We start from the raw sequence: 18,471 nt of genomic DNA, 5'->3' as shown, positions 1-18,471 counted from the left end.
GGTCGTCTCCTGCTACATGAGGAATGCCTATCTCGGTTTGATCCAATCCTTCTTGCTTGCCTGTACCAAGGCATTCCATTCATCTGGCGGGTTTCCCCGTCCAAGCATCTTCTCGAATACGGCATACGGGTCTGACCTGCTGCCCGATGACCGCAGGGGCTGCTCGTCATTTACCCAAGCATAGACGATGACCTTCGCCTTCGAGTCGTACCGGAAGAACAGCCGGTAGCCCCTTCCGAGCTTGGCACGCCTCCAGTGGCGATAGGCCGGCCCCATGGTGTTGCCTTGGCGATATTCGTCGCACGCCGGGTCACCCGGTACGCCGTCTTGTATCAACTGGACCAAGGCCCGGAAGAATTTGACGTTGGCGTTTGACCCGAAGCCTTCCGGGTCGTTCTCCTGCGCGCGCAGCACCGCCGCGCGCAGCTCCTTCATCTGTTCGATCAGGTTGTCATGAAACAGCAGTGTCCAGCCATGCCGTTGCATCAGATGTGCACATCCTCATCGAAGTCGTCTTCCAGTGTGACGTTGTGGCCCGCATGCTCCAGCATCGTGCGAACCAGTTCCTCGGGCAGGCCGCGAACATTCCGACCCGCTTCAATGTCGCGGGCCAGCAGGGCCAGGAACGCGGTAATGGCAGGGTCCTCGTGCTCGGCGTCGGCGCGCGTCACGACGACTTCACTGCCACGAAGCTCGAACGCGAGCTTGCTGCCGGTATCGGCACCAAGCGCTTGCCGAATGGACTTGGGCAGCGTGATCTGTCCTTTGGACGTCAGTGTGGCGATTTCATGAATGGCAGGCATGGCGGCTCTCCTGAAAGCGATGTCTGCATTGTAAGGAAAATCCCTTACCAAGCCAATATGAAGCTCTATGGTGCCTCCCGAGTCTAGGAATCGGCTCATCGTAGAGGCCGAACAGCCTGCCTTCTCGCATCAATTCGGCCCTGCTGCGCCCCGTATTGATGGTGGACGGCAACAGCCTCGTCGCCCTATACCCAAAGGCTGTAAAGGGGCAAAGGGCCGAAAGGCCAAGGGAATGGGGTGCAAGGGGAAAGGCCCTACCTTGAAAAGGCCAAAAGGCCTCCCGCCCAGCCCGCCATCAGGACACCGACATGCTCTCCTTGTTCCAGCGAAAACGGCCCCCGGTCGCTGCCGCGCCGTCGCCAGCCCCCGCCGTCGATCTCCCGAAAGGGTTGATGCGGCCGGAGTCGGCCACATCGCTGCTGTCCACGCCGCGCCGACGCAAGCTGCTGGAACACATCTGGCAGCGCACATCGCTCTCGCGAAAGCAGTTCGACACCCTGTATCGCACACCATTGGAACGCTACGCCGAGCTGGTTCAGGCGTTCCCAGCCTCCGAAGCGCATCACCATGCCTACCCCGGCGGCATGCTCGACCACGGCTTGGAAATCGTCGCCTTCAGCCTGAAACTGCGGCAATCCCATCTGTTGCCCATCGGCGCGAGCCCAGAAGACCAAGCCGCACAATCGGAGGCCTGGACGGCAGCCGTCGCCTATGCGGCCCTCTTGCACGACATTGGCAAGATTGCCGTCGACCTACATGTGGAACTGGCTGACGGCAGCACCTGGCACCCATGGCATGGTCCACTGCGCCAACCTTATCGCTTTCGCTACAATCCCGACCGCGAGTATCGGCTCCACAGTGCCGCGGCAGGCTTGGTCTACCGACAACTGCTTGACTGCCACATGCTGGATTGGCTCAGCGGTTATCCGTCCTTATGGGCATCGTTGCTCTATGTCCTAGCCGGACAGTACGAACACGCTGGCGTCCTGGGCGAACTTGTCGTACAGGCCGACCGCGCTTCTGTGGCCCAGGAACTGGGCGGCGATCCGGCGCGCGCTATGGCCGCGCCCAAGCACGCGCTGCAACGCAAGCTGCTCGATGGGCTTCGTTATCTCCTCAAGGAGGAACTGAAGCTGAACCAGAACGAAGCCTCCGATGGCTGGGTCACCGAGGATGCCCTGTGGCTGGTGAGCAAGACCGTTTCCGATAAGCTCCGTGCGCACTTGCTGTCGCAGGGTATCGACGGCATTCCTGCGAACAACACAGCCGTGTTCAACGTGCTCCAGGACCACGGCATGTTGCAACCCACACAGGACGGTAAGGCGATCTGGCGCGCAACGGTAACTAGCTCCACCGGCTGGTCCCATTCGTTCACTCTGTTACGGCTGGCACCTGCGCTGATTTGGGAGCCAGCTGAGCGGCCAGAGCCGTTCGCCGGAACAGTAGCGATCGACACCACACCGGCTGACAAAGAGAGCGATGTTGCTGCGCCATTACCAACGATCACGGCAACTTCAGCCGTCGAGAATCAGCCCCCTCCTTCGTGGGATGACAGCGGCGGCACCGCTGCAACGGTTCTCCCGCTGGCCGCCCAAGTCAAGCCCGATGTCATGGAAGACATGCTCGCGATGGTAGGGATAGGAGACCTGCCTGTTGCCCGAACGGAAACAGAAGACGCCTCAGGTGAAACACGTTTGGAAGAAGCCGAAACTCCTATAGCTTCTCCTGCTATACCCCAACCTCCGTCACCGACACCTGCACCCACGGTCACACAGCCTACTGCAGAGCACTTCATGACATGGTTGCATCAGGGTATCTTCTCGCGACGGCTCATTATCAATGACGCCAGAGCGCTGCTGCATACCGTGGATGACACCGTGTACTTGGTCAGTCCTGGCATATTCCAGCGATACGCGCAGGAACATCCCCAAATCAGCGCATTGGCCAAACATGAAACACAGCAAGATTGGCAATGGGTACAAAAGCGATTCGAGAAGCTGCAGTTGCATCGCAAGCAGCCCAATGGCCTGAATATCTGGACGTGTGAGGTAACCGGGCCTCGTAAATCCCGCCGGCTACATGGTTACCTGCTACACACTCCAACAGGCCTGTTCGAGGAATGTCCACCGAACAATCCATACTTGGCATTGCGACCGTCATGACAAGACGCTCTAGCCCTGCGGGCATCGAGCACAGAGAGGCCGGTGGTGCGGTCTGTCTGTGAAAGACGAACTGCCAATCCCGGATTGACCATTTCAGGGCAAGACATCCTTACCCTCCCTCTAAATTTTTCTTGGTTGTAAAAACCGCGGGGCCTGCGGATGATTGCGCATGCATCGGAACAACAAACATTTCGTGAAATTCGAACAATGAACTAGCAAGGCCCTGAATGCAGAGCAGGGGTCAACATCGGCGGAACGTTCTCCGATCCGGCACAGGCCGCGCAGGCACAAGGCATTGATCTTCATATCGTGAAGCTGCCCGAGGCAAAGAAAGGGTTCGTCCTGCTGCCGCGCCGCTGGGTGGTCGAGCGCAGTTTTGGCTGGCTGAACCGCTTTCGGCGACTGACCCGAGATTATGAGCGGCTGCCGGAAACCCTCGCCGGCCTGCACTTTGTCGTGTTTGCCATGCTCATGCTGACCAACATGCTCCCGGGCGGAAGTTCATAACACGCTCTAACGCTGCCCCCAGCTCCCTACGCTTCAAAACCTCTGCCCCTCATCGTGATCATAGCTGGCATGCGACAGTGGTAAAGCGATGGCCACCCCTGTTTGACGTAAACACGGGATTTTGATAGCCTCTCATAAGACACTCCAAGCGGAAACCGTGGCTTGGCTTGCCTCGTGGCACAATAAAAGATCGACCGGGACGGACCGGTTCTTTGAAATTATTCATTGAGCCGAGTGACAAATGATTTTTCTAAGTCCGGTTGTTCGTCGCATCGTTTATGTTGCGTTGTTCGAAGCAATAGCGATCATCTTATCCACACTCCTCTTAATGTTCCTTAGTGATGGCGATGCCAAAGAATCGCTGCCTGTTGCTGTCGCCGTGTCAGTGATCGCCGTAATTTGGAATTACCTTTTCAACACTGCGTTTGAATTCTGGGAACGCTTTAACCGAAGAACCGCCCGAAATTTTTATACGCGTGTTGCCCACGCAGCCCTCTTTGAAGTCGGACTATTTCTTTTTACAGTTCCTCTTTATATGTGGTGGTACGAGGTTGGCCCATGGCGCGCCTTCACAATGGAGGCAGCTATTTTGGCATTCTTTCTCCTCTATACCTTCATTTTCACTTGGTTATTCGACCTAGTTTTTTCGCTCCCTGGCAATCAAAGAGTAAGCGCCTAGCCACGTTTTTAAAACCAATGAAAGCATAGCCGGGGTCGCGATGATTGTCTGCATTATCATCGATCCCGCGGCGCACTCTACCAGCGCTCGAACAGAAAATCATTGAGCGATGTCAGCCGGCACGGGTTCGCCTCGCGCACGCACGATGCTGTGCTTCAAAGGAGCGGCTTATCCCATTGCGGCAGCACGCGCACGGCCGCCATGACGCGCCGGTCACCGACCACGCGCGGCAGTGGAGAGGCTCTCGCAGGTGATTCAGCTACCTGCCATTCCAGCCACTGTCCCTCTTACCAGAGCAAGCATCGGGGCATGCACCTCCTCACGAGTCGGAATGCGGCTGGACAGAAGCCCGTCGATAACCAATCCATCAACTAGCATAGTGAGAGCTTTGGTGGTTCTCTCATCAGCGAATCTCCGTATCGTATCGCGCAATACCTGAGTAGATGCCTCGCTATAGAAACTGAAAGCTGGGCGGCGTAGCGCCAAAAAATAGAGTTCGTAGGACAGCGTGGTTTCCGCCCTATCCCGTGTCAGGCGAATGACGATCAGCTCAGCCAACTGACCAACCAATTCATCCAGCGACGCAATCGGTGTGCTCCAAGCCTCCATCTGCATCCGGCGACGTTGCGTGAGCCGCTCTATGGAGGCAATCAACAGTGCATCGAGATCTCGAAAGTAGTAGGTAGTTGAGCCAAGGGGAACACCCGCTTTCGTGGCAACAGCACGGTGACTGACTCCTTGAACGCCACTGGTGAGCATGATGGACAGCGCAACCTCGACCAAACGGTCGCGTCGCCCAGGATCGCCTGCGCCTCTCTTGACCTGCATCCTAGTCACGATGGTTGTGCCTGTTTCCGGTTGATCAGAATCACCCCGACAACGATCAAGGCAATGCCTGCCAAGCTAGTCAAGGTCATTACTTCACCGAAAAACAACCATCCAGACAGGATGAGGAGCAAAGTCCCCAAGCCAGCCCACACGGTATAGGCCACACTGGCAGGAATCCTCGTCAGCACATGAGAGAACAGAAAAAGTACCAATACATAGACGCCAAAGGACACTAGGCCGGGAACTACTCGTTGGAAGCCATCAGAATACTTCAATAGAGAAGTCGCGCCCGCCTCGGCAAATACTGTCATCAGCAACAACATCCATGTCGTGCGCAGCGAAGTGAATTTGGTCATGCCCATGCCCCCAACACAGCGATACCCGCCAGGACGCAGACAAAACCCACAATGCGACTACCAGACAGAGATAAACCGAAAACCCAGCGGTCGATTCCCAGCAAAGAGAGCGCAACCAGTCCTGTCCACACCGCATGCGCAAGAGCAACAGGCATCAAGGTCATCGCGCGCGCCAACATAACCGTCGAGCCGGCATAGCACAGCAGTGCCAATGCCGTCGGCACTGGTTTCTTGAATTGCTTGGATCTCTTTAGGGCCAACGTACCCAAGGTGCTGCAAAGGGCCCCGAAGACCAGCGTCGGTACAACCACAATACCTCCTACACAGATAAGTGTACTAGTGTACATATCTTTGCCGTCGCCTGTCGATTTGAATCATTAGTTCGAAGCAATCGCATCATCGTTGTCCAGGTAATAGTGCTCGTCACCAAGCCCGAGGATGGGTGACGCAGAGCGCAAGAGAACTTGCGCACACTACCAATGATTGGAAACGTACTTTGAAGAAGGCTTGGGTGCATCGCAAGCCACCCAGCTAGGCGAACATCGGGGCATACGAAGTATCGGGGCCGCGTAAGACGCGGCGCCTGCATGGCGACTGCTTGATCATGCCAGTGAAGTTTCTCGGAAGCGCCGTCGGCTAATGCTTACCTACTACTAGCCGCACCAAGTACACGACTAGCTGACTATCGCTCATCCAACTATGGCGCACATACGCATCCAGACAAGGTTCATAATCGCCACCAATACACGAACTAGGCGAATACTCACGCTCGCAACACTCCAGAGAGGGTATAAAAACAGGCGCACTCACAGAGCGGTCCTCACCGTCCATATCTCGGGGAAAAGCACCACATCAAGCATTTTTCTTAGATAGCTCACACCACCCGTGCCTCCCGTCCCTCGTTTGAAACCAATAACACGCTCCACCGTCGTGACATGGCGGAAACGCCAGAGGCGAAAGGCATCCTCAATATCGGCGAGCTTCTCACCGAGCTGGTAAAGATCCCAATACTTATAAGGGTCTCTATATACCTCAAACCAGGCGGCTTCGACTTCAGGGCTGGCGACATAAGGCTGCGTCCAGTCGCGCTCAAGGTGATCGTCAGGAATTGCCAAACCATGTCGAGCCAACAGGCGCAGCGACTCATCGTACAGCGAAGGGGCACGATAAGCCTGCTCCACCATCGCCAACAACTCGGGACGGTGTGCATGAGGCTTGAGCATAGCGGCATTCTTGTTGCCCAGACCAAACTCAATACAGCGGTACTGCGCACTCTGGAAGCCACTGGAACTAGCCAAATATGGCCGCATGGCGGTGTACTCAGTCGGTGTCATGGTCGCGAGCACGCTCCAGGCTGCAACAAGCTGCTCCATAATGCGACTCACACGTGCCAACATCTTGAACGCGGCGGCCACTTGCTCTTGGACGATACTGTCCTGCGCTGCCTGCAACTCATGGAGCATGAGTTTCATCCACAACTCACTGGTCTGATGCTGGACGATAAAAGCATCTCATCGTGCGTGGGCGACAACAGATGCTGAGCCCCCAGAATTTCATCAAGGTGCAAATAGTCACCGTAACTCATGGATTGGCTAAAATCCAGCTGCGCCTTTTCCTCCACAACGATCCGTTCCGTTACGCCGAGCGCATCCGGGGTGTGTCCTTCAGTCCCACCCATTTTTTGTCTCCTAGTATTTTAATAAGAACATCCAGCACGTATCACGCTCTCTCTAGCGATAACCTGACAGCGCGATCCGTATCGCGAGCGTCGGATGCTGGTAGTTCAAAAAAGCGCCGGTTCAACCCGCAACTTCGATTGGGGACTGCACCGAAACAATCCATAGACGACGGCAATCCAGACCGGTATCGCAAACACTGATGGCCGAATAGAGGGCGTAATCAGCATAACGACCAACAAAACACCTAAAGCAAACAAACACAAATAATTGCTCAGTGGCGATAGCGGCGCAGGGAAAGAGCGTACGGTACCTTTTGCATCATGTCTTTTACGGTAGCTTAAATGGACTCCGATAATAATCGTCCATGTAATAACTAATGCAGCCACTAGCAGCGACATGAGCATTTCCAATGCTCCTGAAGGAGCCACATAGTTCAAGACCACGCATAACGCTGTGACAAGCGCTGGGTACGCAATAGCTCGCACGGGTACCCCGCGTTTGTTGACTAATGCCAGCGACTTGGGAGCATTACCTTCCTGGGCCATTCCATATAGCATTCGACTGGTCGAATAGACCATGCTGTTATAAACCGACAACATAGCCGTGAGAATCACGAAATTGAGCAGATGTGCGGCCACATGCTCGCCCAGCCCTGAAAAGACTAAAACAAACGGACTACTGCTATATGTGCCCCCTCCTAATTTGAGCTGGGCCACCAGGGCATCCCAAGGTGTGAGCGAGAGCAGAACTACCAATGCCCCCACATAGAACATCAGCACACGAACAATAATCTGATTGATAGCTTTAGGAATGACCCTGCGCGGGTTCTCTGTCTCGGCCGCAGCAAAGCTCAGAGTCTCCACTCCACCAAAGGCGAACATGACAAAAGGGAAAGCCATTACCAGCCCGCTTATACCATTAGGCAATAAGCCTCCATGTGACCACAGATTACTCACAGATTGTCCAGGATCATCGGTAGTAATCAGCAGATACGAGCCCATCACAATCATTGCAACTACAGCGACAAGTTTGATCAGTGCAAACCAGAACTCAAATTCACCAAACGCTTTGACATTAAAAAAGTTCACCCCATTAATTAATACAAAGCAAACGGCTGCCGTCACCCAAACCGGAACATCCGGCCACCAATACTGGATAAGTTTTCCGACAGCCGTCAACTCAAGCATGCACACGAGCACGCACATGGCCACGTAATTCCAACCCGAGAGAAAACCAGCAAAACGACCCAGATAGCGATTAGCAAAATAACTGAACGAACCCGCAGTGGGTTCCTCGGTCAGCATCTCTCCTAAAAAACGCATAATAAGAAACACAATTAAGCCACCGATGGCATAACCCAACACAATGCCCGGCCCGGCAAGCTCGATGATGCCAGCAGACCCTAAAAACAAGCCTGTACCAATCGTGCCACCGAGGGAAATCAGCTGAATATGACGGTTCTTGAGCTTGCGCTCCAGATACCCAGAAGAAGACGCATGCATGCTCTGCCTCACTTAGTCTAGTTAGTGACGAAGAACAGCCGCGCTTGCTTGCCAAAATACGAGACAGTAACCCCCTTGGGTAACTCAATTACATCACCCGCTTTGCCCTCGACTCGCATACCCTCATCGGTTTCTACGCCGAATGTACCTTCCAACACGAGAATGACTTCGTCATAAGCCAACGTCTTGGGCTGTGTCACGCCATTGCACCCCCCAAAACCACATGGCAAAACAGCCCCCTCGTCATCTCGTTTAGCCCATGAAATACTAGCGGCAGCTCCTGAGGACACGCCGTCGCGCTCCTGAGTATCGATGGCACTGCCGGCAATGAGTCTTACGGTTTTCATATTATGTCTCCTCGCAAGGATGGTGGATGGAGGGCGGCCTGCCCCCACGTTTTAAAGATTTATTGTTCGGTACGACCGCGCCACATTTCCCACATCAGCGAAAGGCGGGCGCCAATATCGCGAAGTGGACGTGGGGGGATATAACTGGCCATGCCTTGGCTCAGAAAGTCGTCTATAAGCGGGTTCTGGTAACCCAGTGCCAAGTCCGCAATCAGCATCCCAGCAGCCGTGTGTCGCACGATGCCCGAGCCATTACAACAGGACACCGCATACGTGTTTTCTGCAATCTGACCAAAGGCAGGTGCATGATTTCGCGAAATAGCGAGCCAGCCCATCCAGAAGTGTTCCAGCCCAATATCGCCAAGTTGAGGGAAGCGACTTAGCAATAACTCCCTATTCATTGCCTTAGCCCTGGCACGCCGAGCGTCGGTAGTCCGAAGCTTCGGTGAGTACTCAAAGCCTTGGCGAATCATCAAGCGCTTATCACGGGTCAACCGCAGCGTGGACCCCGGAATACTTTGTGCCGGTGTCACGCCCCACGTCGCGTCCGACCCTAGGTGCGCCAGTTGCGCGTCACTCAGCACTGGGGTCAGGCTGGCAAACAACAGGATTGGCACTTGGCATTCGCGATACACACCAAACGACTGCGAAAACGCATTGACGGCCAGGATCACCTTGCGAGCACAAATACGGCCTTGGTCGGTACAAATATACGGTGACTCCCCATGCAGCTCAGCTTCGATAACGGCGGAATTCTCATAGAGCTTTACCTGCTCAGGCAGACTGTCAGCCAAGCCACGAATCAAACCCGCCGGATTCAGCAGATAGGTTCCAGGGGTATAAATGGCGGCGCTGTAATAATCAGTTCCCAACCGATCCTGTAATTGTTTGCGGTCCATCCACTGATAGGGTTCCTGCCAGGCATCGAGGTTAACGGCATACGTGCGCAGAGCTTGATTAGCCACCTCATCCGTCACCGCAGCGTGATAACGTCCTCGCCTCTCCCAGTCACAATCAATGTTGTGCTGCTGGACCAAGCTATCAAGCTCATCGAGCGCAAAGTGTCCTACACGAATAGCGCGTCGACCCAACTCCGTTGCTTCGGGAGACACCCCCGGTGTATGTGGCAGGTCAATAGCAAAACCCGAGTTACGGCCTGAAGCGTTTTCCCCTACGACTCCCGCTTCTACTACAGCAATCGAACTATCGGGATGCCGCCGTGCCAACTGCCGTGCGGCGGCGACACCCGCATACCCCGCTCCCACAATGACCCAATCAACAGCAAGGTCACCCTGCAAAGAAAGGCGCGGCTGACGCATGGGAAGCAAAGCGCTCCATCCATTGGTGTTGTCGTCAGCAGGAAGGCGGTCTATGAAGCGAGGCATATCGAGTCCAGGGAGAAGCATGCTCAGGATTGGTGGAACCTGATCGGTACTGAGCAAATTCTAGGTGGTACGGTCCACACTTACAATAATCAATTATTGTTTATTGCGTATCGTTTTCCCTAAATTGAAGGATGTTGAAATCAAATCTAGGTGCAACGCACCTTCTTTGTCAGCTCTCCTACAACGACACACCCATCTTGCGACCCTGCATCTACCATGTTTTACTTAGACATCGCACCCTGCGTGAACGATGCTTCTCCAATGCAATAACGCCCCTTCTTGCAATTCATGGCTAATAAAAATATGCAAAACGATCAGAACATGAGCCATCTGCCTCGTGTCGATAAACGATCAACACATCATCGCCGAAGCCAAGCCGAGCGTAGCGAAGCAGCACAGCGCAAGATCATTGCCTCCGCACTACGCTTGCTACAAAGAGTGGGCTTTCATCGCACGCTTCTAACCGACATCGCCCGCGGGGCCAAAATCTCCCTTGGATCTTTGCAGCATCATTTTGGGAGTCGGCAAGTGTTGATGGAAAGAATCGTCGATGAAGTAATGGCTCCTCTTGCGCCCGTAGGCGCTGCATGGCCAAAAAATGCAGCGGATCTGCCGCTAGAGGAACGCGCCAATGAATTTGTGCGACTGGTTTGGGAGCGCGTTTATGCGCCACCTAGCTATGTGGCGGCTTGGAGTCTTTTCTTTGGCTGTAAAGCTACACCGCTGTTCAAGCGGATAGATCAACACCGAGCCGAACAGGACCCCCTGTATTTTGCTCAGTTTGTCGAAGTCTTCCCTGAAATATCTCAACGGCACCCACAACCCCACCATTTTGCAGCGGTCGTGTTTGCTGCATTGAGGGGCCTGGCAGTGATGCGGCTGTTCAAAATCGATGAAGAAGCGACGGCGCAAGACCTTCAAATAATCTCGCAAATGATCGTACGAGCGGGATCCAACTGACACCTATGCGCCAATCATCGCTAGGCAACCTCGTCCTTAAAGTTGCCACAATCACGCTGCGTATGAAGACAAAAGCAGTCAAAAGTCCTTAACACAACTCAACCGCCGACGCTACTAGGCTCTCGTTCAACACCAGCGAGTTCAAAGCCTCGGTACAAGGAGCCAGACACCAGCTACTGGCCGGACCTGGTACACGCCTGGCCAACTATCGTGAATTCGCCTAAACTGGCGCACGCCATGTCACCATGCCGACTGTCATCAAAAGGACTTGGGATACAGTGATCATTTCACCTGTATGCTATGAATTTCCCCGCACAGCCCTATTAGAAGTACATTCCAGCAATGGCCAAAAGAACCTACGCTCAGATCCAGAAAGAAATTGACCACCTCCAACGCGAAGCCCAACAGCTTCGCGACAAAGAAGCAGCCGAAGTAGCTGCCCGGATTCGCGAAGCGATAGACACCTACGGCTTCACAGTAGAAGATCTGTTCGGCAAACAAGCGCTCAAGCGAAAAAAACCCGTCAATACACGTCGCGCGAAAGCAAAGCCGACGGTCAAGTACGCAGACGGGACGGGCAATACTTGGAGCGGACGAGGCCCCAGGCCTCATTGGTTTCGGGCTGCGCTGGAGGCTGGTAAAAAAGCCGAAGATCTTTTGGCTTAACCTGCCGTTCCATTGGCGATGTATAGCGCGGTGCGAGCATGTCGCATCGCGTAAATGCTTGGCGAATTCGCCGTCTACACCTCGTTGGTCAACGAATTGAGCAGTCGACTAAGAGTCCGCTGGGTGGCCTCGGCTTCCTGATGCGATAGAGGTGCCTCATTTTCAGTCCGCAGGCGCTCCACAATGCGAGTGGCCTGTGACAGGATTTTGCTTCCAAAAGGCGTAATGGTCAGCCCCATGCACATGCCGGGATGGACGGTTATAGACGCTGCACGAACCCTGTTCGAATCAGCTCATTGACGACGGCCTTGAAGCAGTCGCTTCATCGTTACCCACGTAATAGTGCGCATCACCACCATGTCTTAGAGTGGTTGGTACTGAACACAATAGAACTTGAAGTCGTAGCAGTACATACAGTGCTCATCTAACCCTCAGGCATTTGCAAAAGCCAGCTCATCAGCCTTCTGGTCAAACAAATCAATAATAAAATCAGCCACTGCCCTGACTCGACGTGAGTGTATTAAGTCAGAGTGGATGACCAACCAAACGGTTTGGTCTATTCCTAGTTCAGAAAGAACACATTTCAGGCCAGCCCGGCATGCCAGAAAATGGGGTAATACGGCCAGCCCAAGATGTGCGGTAGCTGCAGCAAGCTGGCTAGCTAGACTGCTCGTTAATAATCTGGCGGGCCGACCTGATAAAGCACGTTCTATCCACTGTGCCGCAGGTAGATGGCTATAGTTTTCCATCCAACCAATCAAATGATCTGATTCCAGTGATGAAGCCTGTGTACTGACTACGCGGCCATTAAGGTACTCCGTCGAACCATAGAGTCCAAATCCTAGTGTACCGATACGTCTAAGCGTGACATTGCCATGAGTTGGTTTAACCATTCGAATCGCAAGATCAGCATCTCGACGGTGCAAATTGATCGTGTCTGATCCAGTGACGAACTCGAGAGTCAAGTCTGGGTGGGTGTTGAGAAACTCATTCAATGCAGGAATGATCAAAGGATTTGCTAAGTTCTCTGCCGTTGCGAGCCTCACATGCCCCATCACCTGGTTGACTTCTGTGGTTTCAAAAGCTTGACCTGCTTGTTCAAGGGTCTCGGCACGACTCAGTAATGCTGCGCCCTCATCAGTCATGAAGTAACCGCTTTGGTGCCTTGAAAATAATTTGACACCTAGTGCGGTTTCCAATCTATCCAAGCGACGGGTCACCGTAGCCACGCCCAGTTTCAACCTGTCAGCCGCATGAGTCAGCGTACCTGTCCGAGCAATCGCTAAGAATACTCGAGCGTCATCCCAGTTCAAGGCCACCTCCATATATTCCGTTTTCGGAAGTCTAGTTTCCGTAATTTGCTATTGATACTCCATTTTTGAAAGATGATACTACATTGGTCTTTATCGGAGAAATTGATATGAACCACCGTATTTTGGGCAATGGGCTAAGTGTGTCTTCTATTGGTTTGGGTTGCATGGGCATGAGTGAGTTCTACAGCCCTCGTGATGAAGAAGCATCCATGCAGGTACTCCAACGCGCCGTTGAACTGGGTGTGACCATGCTAGACACAGCCGATATGTACGGGTCTCATCACAATGAAGAGTTAATCGGTCGGTTCTTGAAGTCTCAGCGTCCAAATATAAAGATTGCCACCAAGTTCGGGATTGTGCGAAACGGCGGTGAGCAGCGCCGTGCTATTGACAATAGTCCCGAGTACGCTAGGCAGTCATGTGAAGGCTCGCTGAAACGACTTGGAATTGAGCAGATTGACCTGTATTACGTCCATCGCATTGAACCTGGTCGGCCCATTGAAGAAACCATGCAAGGGCTTGTGGACTTAAAACAAGAAGGAAAAATCGCACATATTGGTTTGAGTGAGGTTAATGCTGACACCCTACGTCGAGCCCATGCGGTCCATCCAATCACAGCGGTGCAAAGCGAGTACTCTCTCTGGACCAGAGATGTGGAATCTGACGTGCTCCCAGTATGTCGCGAACTCGGTATCGGCTTTGTAGCGTACTCACCTTTAGGACGAGGTTTTTTGACCGGTCGCTTCCAAAGTAGCACCGCTATAGAAGCCAGTGATTTCCGAGCTACCTTGCCTCGCTTTCAACCCGAAAATGCAAAAAAGAATGAATCATTTGTCTCTGTCATCTCTGAACTGGCTGCACAAAAAGAGGTGACCCCGGCGCAGATCGCCATTGCTTGGGTACTTGCTCAAGGAGACGATATTGTGCCAATTCCAGGCACAAACTCATTACGAAATCTCCACGACAACGTCGATGCCGTAAATGTCAAACTCACAAAGGCCGAGTTGGACATGCTGTCACTCAAAATTTCAGATATTCGTGTGGCAGGTGAGCGTTATACCCCAGAAGGCATGAAGGGAGTAGGACTATGACTAATCGTACGGTAGATCGACGAGAACAAGCACTGGCGCTCCTAGGCAAGCTCGATCCGGATGCTCCTGAAAAAGTGGCAAAGAGACTTGATCGGTTAAGCCCTGACTTTCTTGAGCTAATCCTGGGTTTTTCATTTGCAGACATTGTTGCTCGCCCAGGCATCGATCTGAAAACCAGAGAGATGCTTACAGTTGCCGCCTTGATGGCGATGGGTACGGCCTCTTCACAGTTGGAGTTCCATATCCGTGCAGCACTCAATGTAGGCGTCACCCGTGAGGAAGTCATTGAGATCTTGTTGCAGATTGCGGTCTATGCCGGTGTTCCAGCGTGTATGAACGGCATTACTGCTGCCGAGGCGGCCTTCGCAGCACACGCACAGAGTTGAAAGAATCACTATCGTCCAACATCCAACTGACATTCAAGAAGATAGGTATGCACGCTTCAAATGAAACCGTTCCCTGGCAAATATGGGTAGCTGTTATTGCATTAGGTGTGAGCACCTTTACTATTGTGACCACAGAGTTGGCACCTATTGGCATTCTTTCCCAACTTGCTGATAGCTTTCAAAAAAGTGAGGCCACAACTGGATTGGTTGTCTCCGTTTATGCTTGGTTAGCAGCTGCAGTCGCTCTCGTTTCGGTTTTCCTTTTCGGTCGATTTCCGCGAAAAGGTCTGCTTGTCGCATTAATGACCATCCTCGCCGTGTCTAATGTCGTAGCCGCATTTGCACCAGATTTTTCTTCCCTGATGGGAGCCCGGATGGCCGGCGCAATCGCCCATGGCGCATTCTGGGCAATTATTGGAACCGTCGGTGCTCAGCTTGTTCCTGCACGGTATGTTGGCGTCGCCACGTCCATCATTTTCGGTGGCGTATCAGTCGCCAGCGTGATTGGCGTACCAATCACAAATGCGTTAGCAAGAGAATATGTGTGGGACACAGCGTTCCTGGCCATCGCTGCTTTGGCCGTTGTCAGTATGATCGCCATCGGTATATTTCTCCCCAAACTACCGGCACCGGTGCCTTTACAGAGTGGTGCATTAAGGGCAGTGCTAAAAGAAAAGCTATTTATAAGAATCTATGGTGCTACCGCCTGCGCGATTACTGCTCATTTTGCCGCCTTTACATACATTGAGCCGTTGCTCTCAACAAGCATAGAAGTCACAGGTCAGACACTAAGCATACTTCTGTTTACGTTTGGTGCTGCGGGCATCCTTGGCAACATCATCACTGGAAAATTAATTGATCGTTATCTAAAAGCACTGATTTCCATTGCGCTCTTGGCAATGTCAATCGGCGTGCTGGGTTTGGCTTTGAGCAATAAAGAAGCTTCTGTCTATCTGATTGGAGCCCTGCTAATAGTCTGGGGTGCAGGGGTTGCCATTGTTTTTGTTGGATTTCAGACCTGGATTCTTAAACAGGCTGGGCCGATGGCTTTGCCTGCTTCAGCGATATATGTAGCGATATTTAATGCCGCGATTGGAGCAGGTGCTTTTATCGGTTCGTCAATTTTAGGTATTACAACATTAAGCGGCCTGATGATCTGTGTCGCCATTGCGTTGGCCTTAAGCCTTGTCCCCGTACTCACTTTAAAGCAAACCATTAATTAATTCTCTTCACACCTCATCACACAACACCAACTTTTCTCTTTTCACGGAGGGCATATCATGTCTGCACAATTCATCATGATTACTGAGATCGACGTCACTTCAGGAACAACGCAAGAAGTAGTCGAGAAGTGGCGTTCTATAACGCCTGCAGAGGATGTCCTTCAGCGCGTTTTTTATCGCAGCACTGATGATGAGACAGTCTTAGAAATAGTAGCGCTCAATTCATTGAATGTGCAAGGATCACTGCTATCGTATTTTGACACAACAACAGAAGCAGTAAGGGAATTTTTAAAGAGTGACTTTAGGCGGCAGCTATTATCATTTGTTGAGGCACCCAGAAAAACTGACGGACTTCTGCCCAGTACGCAATTTCTCCAACTGCGACATGTAGAAGTTCTTCCCCCTATGTATAAGGCTTATCGTCATTGGAGAGAGGAAACTATCTTCGATGTAGTACGGAATGCTGAAGTTATTGAGTTATTTCTCGCATATCACTCAGCGATCAGCACAGAGCCTGGCGTGATGTTTTTATCAGGGTTCAATGGTGATGTGGATTCCTACATGAAGGTATTCAACTCCGACCGGTATAAGGACATCGTCCAACAAGCCGGAAATCAATACATAACGGGTGGCGAAAAAGGCCTGTACACACGTCTTTATCAATTGATCTCTTAACGAAGGAATTCGTGCCTACGAATGCATCATCCCGTGGAATCGCGTTTTGGATGTGGAGGTCAAATTGATGAAGACCAAGTCGTATGAACTTAGCATTACCACTCAGGGACCGACATACCCACCCAGTGAGGTGATGGACGCCGACGGAAATTTTATTGTCATTGGCCAGATAAACCGTACTGACCTTGAAGGAGTAACTAAAGCCTCCTGGGGTCGTGCGATTGTCTCAGCAGAAAGTCCAGTACCTAAGTTTGGGCAACAGGCTCCGTATACGATCTTGCGTGAATTAGCTGAATCACTACCAGATACAGACCGAAAGATCGAACTATATACGTTGCCGATCCCATTGCCTTGCAACAACTACAACATGTTGTTTGCTCCTAAGCAATACCCAGGAGCGCATGAGGCCAAGATTCCAAGCTACCCGTTTCATGCGGTACCCATACCAGACGCCAGGCTCGAGGATGGCCTAAAAATTACAGATCCTATCACTTTAGGAAAATGGTGTGAGGCTAAGGGAAAACTGCTGGTTAGTGTATCTGCTGACCGACGTAATGCAACGTTTGAATTTGTGTTTTCGTCAATGATACCCAATAGCCTCTACACCGTAATGTCCCTGCGTAAGCAAGATTTAAGCCCGTCTAATCCTACCAGGCCTGGGCCTCTTGGGATTCCTAACGTCTTCATAACGGATAGTGATGGAAATGGTAGCTATCGGGCAGTTCTACCCAACCCTTTCCCTTCTGAAGAAGACCCACTCAGCAACAGAATAATTAATGTAGTAGTCCTGTGGATGAGTTACCAGATGAGCCATGGTGGTGCGATTGGCATGTTTGGATTGGGAGGCGACATTCATGCTCAGCTGAAGCTCAAAGGAGCCTCTTTTTCAGAGTTCGTCACTGTTTCTTAATTGTCTTAATGGAGTAAATCATGCCGTTCATATCGATCACAACATGGCCATTGCCGTCTGACGAAAAGGCCACCGCACTTATTGAAGCCGTGACTGACGTGGTTGCAAAAACCACTGGAGCCCCACTGAACAAGATAGCAGTCGTAATTCACGAAGTGCCTCAAGCAAGGTGGGGGGAAGCTGGGGTTATGGCAACCAACGCGGAATTTGCGTCATTGAGCTGTCGAACATCTAAGTAACACAATCAATATAGATCAAAGGTGCCGTTATGCGTGTAGTAATCGTTGTGCCTGAAGCATTTGAGAACTTCTCGAAAAATGAAAACTGCATTTCATATTCGGAAGCCCTAAGCCTGCTCAAGGGTGATGAAGCAGCGCTTATTCCAATGCAAGGATGCATGTTTATTGCAGGGTTGGGGTTAGGTGAATTACAGATCGATCACATTGAATGCTTGGCAGCCAGGCGAGGCTTGAAGCATGAGTTTAAGCATTGGCGGGAGTGGCAGGTAAGTACTACTGCTGATCGCGCCTTATGCCATAAGCATGTTCCTGAGAATGTTCTCATCTCCAGGCCGCGTAAGGAATCGGAGACACTGTACTCAGCGGATTTGCATCTAAATTCAAACAACGAATTGATGCTGGACCATTTAACAGGTCAGCATGTGCAAGGGATGGTCTTAACTGAGGCATGCCGTCAGATGTTCTTGGCCGTGACCGAGGAGTTTTTCCTCCAAGACTACAAGACAAAGAAACGCTATTTTGTTATTGAGACAATGGCAATGCGATTTAGTTCGTTTGCTTTCCCGCTTCCAGCACATATCGAATACAAGGTAATTAATAAGGACTCAAGAAAAGCTCATAAGCGAGGTTTTCACGCGGTGTTTGTCAACAATGATGTCCGTTTTCTTCATGCCGCGCGGCTGAGTTTGTGATCGTCGGCGGCACTTTCTTTCGGCGGGTTTAACCACACCTCGCCAATCGGGTTCCAGTCACGCGTGTG

The 18,471-nt window shown here is 52.1% G+C and carries 20 protein-coding genes and 2 pseudogenes; 12 read left to right on the top strand and 10 right to left on the bottom strand.

Annotated elements, in window-relative coordinates:
- Nucleotides 1-27: 27 nt before the first annotated feature.
- A complete protein-coding gene (locus tag AB7E06_RS16410; RefSeq protein WP_427957661.1) occupies nt 28-486 on the bottom strand; it encodes a type II toxin-antitoxin system YhaV family toxin in 459 nt (152 codons plus the stop codon).
- The gene (locus tag AB7E06_RS16405) at nt 486-803 is read right to left on the bottom strand and encodes a type II toxin-antitoxin system PrlF family antitoxin (RefSeq protein WP_427957659.1); all 318 of its coding nucleotides are present in this window, start codon (nt 801-803) and stop codon (nt 486-488) included. Before AB7E06_RS16405 ends, AB7E06_RS16410 begins: the two co-directional genes overlap by 1 nt.
- Before the next feature lie 308 nt (nt 804-1,111).
- Here AB7E06_RS16405 and mobH point away from each other — a divergent pair, with 308 nt between their 5' ends.
- The 3 genes and pseudogenes from mobH to AB7E06_RS16390 all read left to right on the top strand — a co-directional run bounded on the left by mobH (nt 1,112) and on the right by AB7E06_RS16390 (nt 4,151).
- A complete protein-coding gene (gene mobH / locus AB7E06_RS16400) occupies nt 1,112-2,965 on the top strand; it encodes a MobH family relaxase (RefSeq protein WP_427957657.1) in 1,854 nt (617 codons plus the stop codon).
- 276 nt (nt 2,966-3,241) lie between these two features.
- Nucleotides 3,242-3,472 (top strand): annotated as a pseudogene (locus AB7E06_RS16395) (transposase); the annotation flags it as partial.
- Nucleotides 3,473-3,713: 241 nt separating this feature from the next.
- The gene (locus AB7E06_RS16390) at nt 3,714-4,151 is read left to right on the top strand and encodes a PACE efflux transporter (RefSeq protein ID WP_427957655.1); all 438 of its coding nucleotides are present in this window, start codon (nt 3,714-3,716) and stop codon (nt 4,149-4,151) included.
- A gap of 255 nt (nt 4,152-4,406) precedes the next feature.
- Here AB7E06_RS16390 and AB7E06_RS16385 read toward each other — a convergent pair whose 3' ends face one another.
- From AB7E06_RS16385 to AB7E06_RS16355, 7 genes and pseudogenes are all read right to left on the bottom strand, one after another.
- Nucleotides 4,407-4,979, bottom strand: coding sequence for a TetR/AcrR family transcriptional regulator (locus AB7E06_RS16385; RefSeq protein WP_427957653.1), 573 nt, complete (start codon nt 4,977-4,979; stop codon nt 4,407-4,409).
- 5 nt (nt 4,980-4,984) lie between these two features.
- Nucleotides 4,985-5,335, bottom strand: coding sequence for a DMT family transporter (locus AB7E06_RS16380; protein WP_427957651.1), 351 nt, complete (start codon nt 5,333-5,335; stop codon nt 4,985-4,987).
- The gene (locus tag AB7E06_RS16375; RefSeq protein WP_427957649.1) at nt 5,332-5,682 is read right to left on the bottom strand and encodes a DMT family transporter; all 351 of its coding nucleotides are present in this window, start codon (nt 5,680-5,682) and stop codon (nt 5,332-5,334) included. Before AB7E06_RS16375 ends, AB7E06_RS16380 begins: the two co-directional genes overlap by 4 nt.
- A gap of 459 nt (nt 5,683-6,141) precedes the next feature.
- Nucleotides 6,142-7,013 (bottom strand): annotated as a pseudogene (gene kynA / locus AB7E06_RS16370) (tryptophan 2,3-dioxygenase).
- A 105-nt stretch (nt 7,014-7,118) separates the two neighbouring features.
- A complete protein-coding gene (locus AB7E06_RS16365; RefSeq protein ID WP_427957647.1) occupies nt 7,119-8,516 on the bottom strand; it encodes an amino acid permease in 1,398 nt (465 codons plus the stop codon).
- Between the two features lie 17 nt (nt 8,517-8,533).
- Complete coding sequence (locus AB7E06_RS16360; protein ID WP_427957645.1) at nt 8,534-8,863, bottom strand: hypothetical protein; 330 nt, start codon at nt 8,861-8,863, stop codon at nt 8,534-8,536.
- 59 nt (nt 8,864-8,922) lie between these two features.
- Nucleotides 8,923-10,248, bottom strand: a complete 1,326-nt coding sequence (locus tag AB7E06_RS16355; RefSeq protein ID WP_427957643.1) for an NAD(P)/FAD-dependent oxidoreductase — start codon at nt 10,246-10,248, stop codon at nt 8,923-8,925.
- Nucleotides 10,249-10,536: 288 nt separating this feature from the next.
- Here AB7E06_RS16355 and AB7E06_RS16350 point away from each other — a divergent pair, with 288 nt between their 5' ends.
- Nucleotides 10,537-11,208, top strand: a complete 672-nt coding sequence (locus AB7E06_RS16350) for a TetR/AcrR family transcriptional regulator (protein ID WP_427957641.1) — start codon at nt 10,537-10,539, stop codon at nt 11,206-11,208.
- A gap of 342 nt (nt 11,209-11,550) precedes the next feature.
- Nucleotides 11,551-11,874 (top strand): H-NS family nucleoid-associated regulatory protein, encoded by a 324-nt coding sequence (locus AB7E06_RS16345; protein ID WP_427957640.1) that lies wholly within the window; start codon nt 11,551-11,553, stop codon nt 11,872-11,874.
- 431 nt (nt 11,875-12,305) lie between these two features.
- Here AB7E06_RS16345 and AB7E06_RS16340 read toward each other — a convergent pair whose 3' ends face one another.
- A complete protein-coding gene (locus AB7E06_RS16340) occupies nt 12,306-13,193 on the bottom strand; it encodes a LysR family transcriptional regulator (protein ID WP_427957813.1) in 888 nt (295 codons plus the stop codon).
- 101 nt (nt 13,194-13,294) lie between these two features.
- Between AB7E06_RS16340 and AB7E06_RS16335 the strand changes: the two genes are divergently transcribed.
- From AB7E06_RS16335 to AB7E06_RS16305, 7 genes are all read left to right on the top strand, one after another.
- Nucleotides 13,295-14,278, top strand: coding sequence for an aldo/keto reductase (locus AB7E06_RS16335; protein ID WP_427957638.1), 984 nt, complete (start codon nt 13,295-13,297; stop codon nt 14,276-14,278).
- Entirely contained in the window at nt 14,275-14,664 is a 390-nt protein-coding gene (locus AB7E06_RS16330; RefSeq protein WP_427957636.1) for a carboxymuconolactone decarboxylase family protein, read from the top strand. The genes AB7E06_RS16335 and AB7E06_RS16330 overlap by 4 nt, the downstream gene beginning before the upstream one ends.
- 47 nt (nt 14,665-14,711) lie before the next feature.
- Nucleotides 14,712-15,887 (top strand): MFS transporter, encoded by a 1,176-nt coding sequence (locus AB7E06_RS16325; RefSeq protein WP_427957634.1) that lies wholly within the window; start codon nt 14,712-14,714, stop codon nt 15,885-15,887.
- Nucleotides 15,888-15,944: 57 nt separating this feature from the next.
- Complete coding sequence (locus AB7E06_RS16320) at nt 15,945-16,562, top strand: hypothetical protein (protein WP_427957632.1); 618 nt, start codon at nt 15,945-15,947, stop codon at nt 16,560-16,562.
- Between the two features lie 67 nt (nt 16,563-16,629).
- The gene (locus AB7E06_RS16315; RefSeq protein WP_427957630.1) at nt 16,630-17,472 is read left to right on the top strand and encodes a hypothetical protein; all 843 of its coding nucleotides are present in this window, start codon (nt 16,630-16,632) and stop codon (nt 17,470-17,472) included.
- A 20-nt stretch (nt 17,473-17,492) separates the two neighbouring features.
- Entirely contained in the window at nt 17,493-17,711 is a 219-nt protein-coding gene (locus AB7E06_RS16310) for a tautomerase family protein (protein ID WP_427957628.1), read from the top strand.
- 29 nt (nt 17,712-17,740) lie between these two features.
- Entirely contained in the window at nt 17,741-18,403 is a 663-nt protein-coding gene (locus tag AB7E06_RS16305; protein ID WP_427957626.1) for an AfsA-related hotdog domain-containing protein, read from the top strand.
- Nucleotides 18,404-18,471 lie beyond the last annotated feature (68 nt).

This window comes from Alcaligenes sp., assembly GCF_050255915.1.
GTDB lineage: Bacteria > Pseudomonadota > Gammaproteobacteria > Burkholderiales > Burkholderiaceae_B > Alcaligenes > Alcaligenes aquatilis.
This window is presented reverse-complemented; position numbering and strand designations above follow the sequence as displayed.

What these genes read in the sequence shown, in the direction of transcription:
- AB7E06_RS16360 (WP_427957645.1), bottom strand. Translation starts at nt 8,863, where the DNA reads ATGAAAACCGTAAGACTCATTGCCGGCAGTGCCATCGATACTCAGGAG.
- AB7E06_RS16410 (WP_427957661.1), bottom strand. Translation starts at nt 486, where the DNA reads ATGCAACGGCATGGCTGGACACTGCTGTTTCATGACAACCTGATCGAA.
- AB7E06_RS16390 (WP_427957655.1), top strand. Translation starts at nt 3,714, where the DNA reads ATGATTTTTCTAAGTCCGGTTGTTCGTCGCATCGTTTATGTTGCGTTG.
- AB7E06_RS16330 (WP_427957636.1), top strand. Translation starts at nt 14,275, where the DNA reads ATGACTAATCGTACGGTAGATCGACGAGAACAAGCACTGGCGCTCCTA.
- AB7E06_RS16320 (WP_427957632.1), top strand. Translation starts at nt 15,945, where the DNA reads ATGTCTGCACAATTCATCATGATTACTGAGATCGACGTCACTTCAGGA.
- AB7E06_RS16335 (WP_427957638.1), top strand. Translation starts at nt 13,295, where the DNA reads ATGAACCACCGTATTTTGGGCAATGGGCTAAGTGTGTCTTCTATTGGT.
- AB7E06_RS16355 (WP_427957643.1), bottom strand. Translation starts at nt 10,248, where the DNA reads ATGCCTCGCTTCATAGACCGCCTTCCTGCTGACGACAACACCAATGGA.
- mobH (WP_427957657.1), top strand. Translation starts at nt 1,112, where the DNA reads ATGCTCTCCTTGTTCCAGCGAAAACGGCCCCCGGTCGCTGCCGCGCCG.
- AB7E06_RS16305 (WP_427957626.1), top strand. Translation starts at nt 17,741, where the DNA reads ATGCGTGTAGTAATCGTTGTGCCTGAAGCATTTGAGAACTTCTCGAAA.
- AB7E06_RS16375 (WP_427957649.1), bottom strand. Translation starts at nt 5,682, where the DNA reads ATGTACACTAGTACACTTATCTGTGTAGGAGGTATTGTGGTTGTACCG.
- AB7E06_RS16380 (WP_427957651.1), bottom strand. Translation starts at nt 5,335, where the DNA reads ATGACCAAATTCACTTCGCTGCGCACGACATGGATGTTGTTGCTGATG.
- AB7E06_RS16385 (WP_427957653.1), bottom strand. Translation starts at nt 4,979, where the DNA reads ATGCAGGTCAAGAGAGGCGCAGGCGATCCTGGGCGACGCGACCGTTTG.
- AB7E06_RS16310 (WP_427957628.1), top strand. Translation starts at nt 17,493, where the DNA reads ATGCCGTTCATATCGATCACAACATGGCCATTGCCGTCTGACGAAAAG.
- AB7E06_RS16325 (WP_427957634.1), top strand. Translation starts at nt 14,712, where the DNA reads ATGCACGCTTCAAATGAAACCGTTCCCTGGCAAATATGGGTAGCTGTT.
- AB7E06_RS16365 (WP_427957647.1), bottom strand. Translation starts at nt 8,516, where the DNA reads ATGCATGCGTCTTCTTCTGGGTATCTGGAGCGCAAGCTCAAGAACCGT.
- AB7E06_RS16315 (WP_427957630.1), top strand. Translation starts at nt 16,630, where the DNA reads ATGAAGACCAAGTCGTATGAACTTAGCATTACCACTCAGGGACCGACA.
- AB7E06_RS16345 (WP_427957640.1), top strand. Translation starts at nt 11,551, where the DNA reads ATGGCCAAAAGAACCTACGCTCAGATCCAGAAAGAAATTGACCACCTC.
- AB7E06_RS16405 (WP_427957659.1), bottom strand. Translation starts at nt 803, where the DNA reads ATGCCTGCCATTCATGAAATCGCCACACTGACGTCCAAAGGACAGATC.
- AB7E06_RS16350 (WP_427957641.1), top strand. Translation starts at nt 10,537, where the DNA reads ATGGCTAATAAAAATATGCAAAACGATCAGAACATGAGCCATCTGCCT.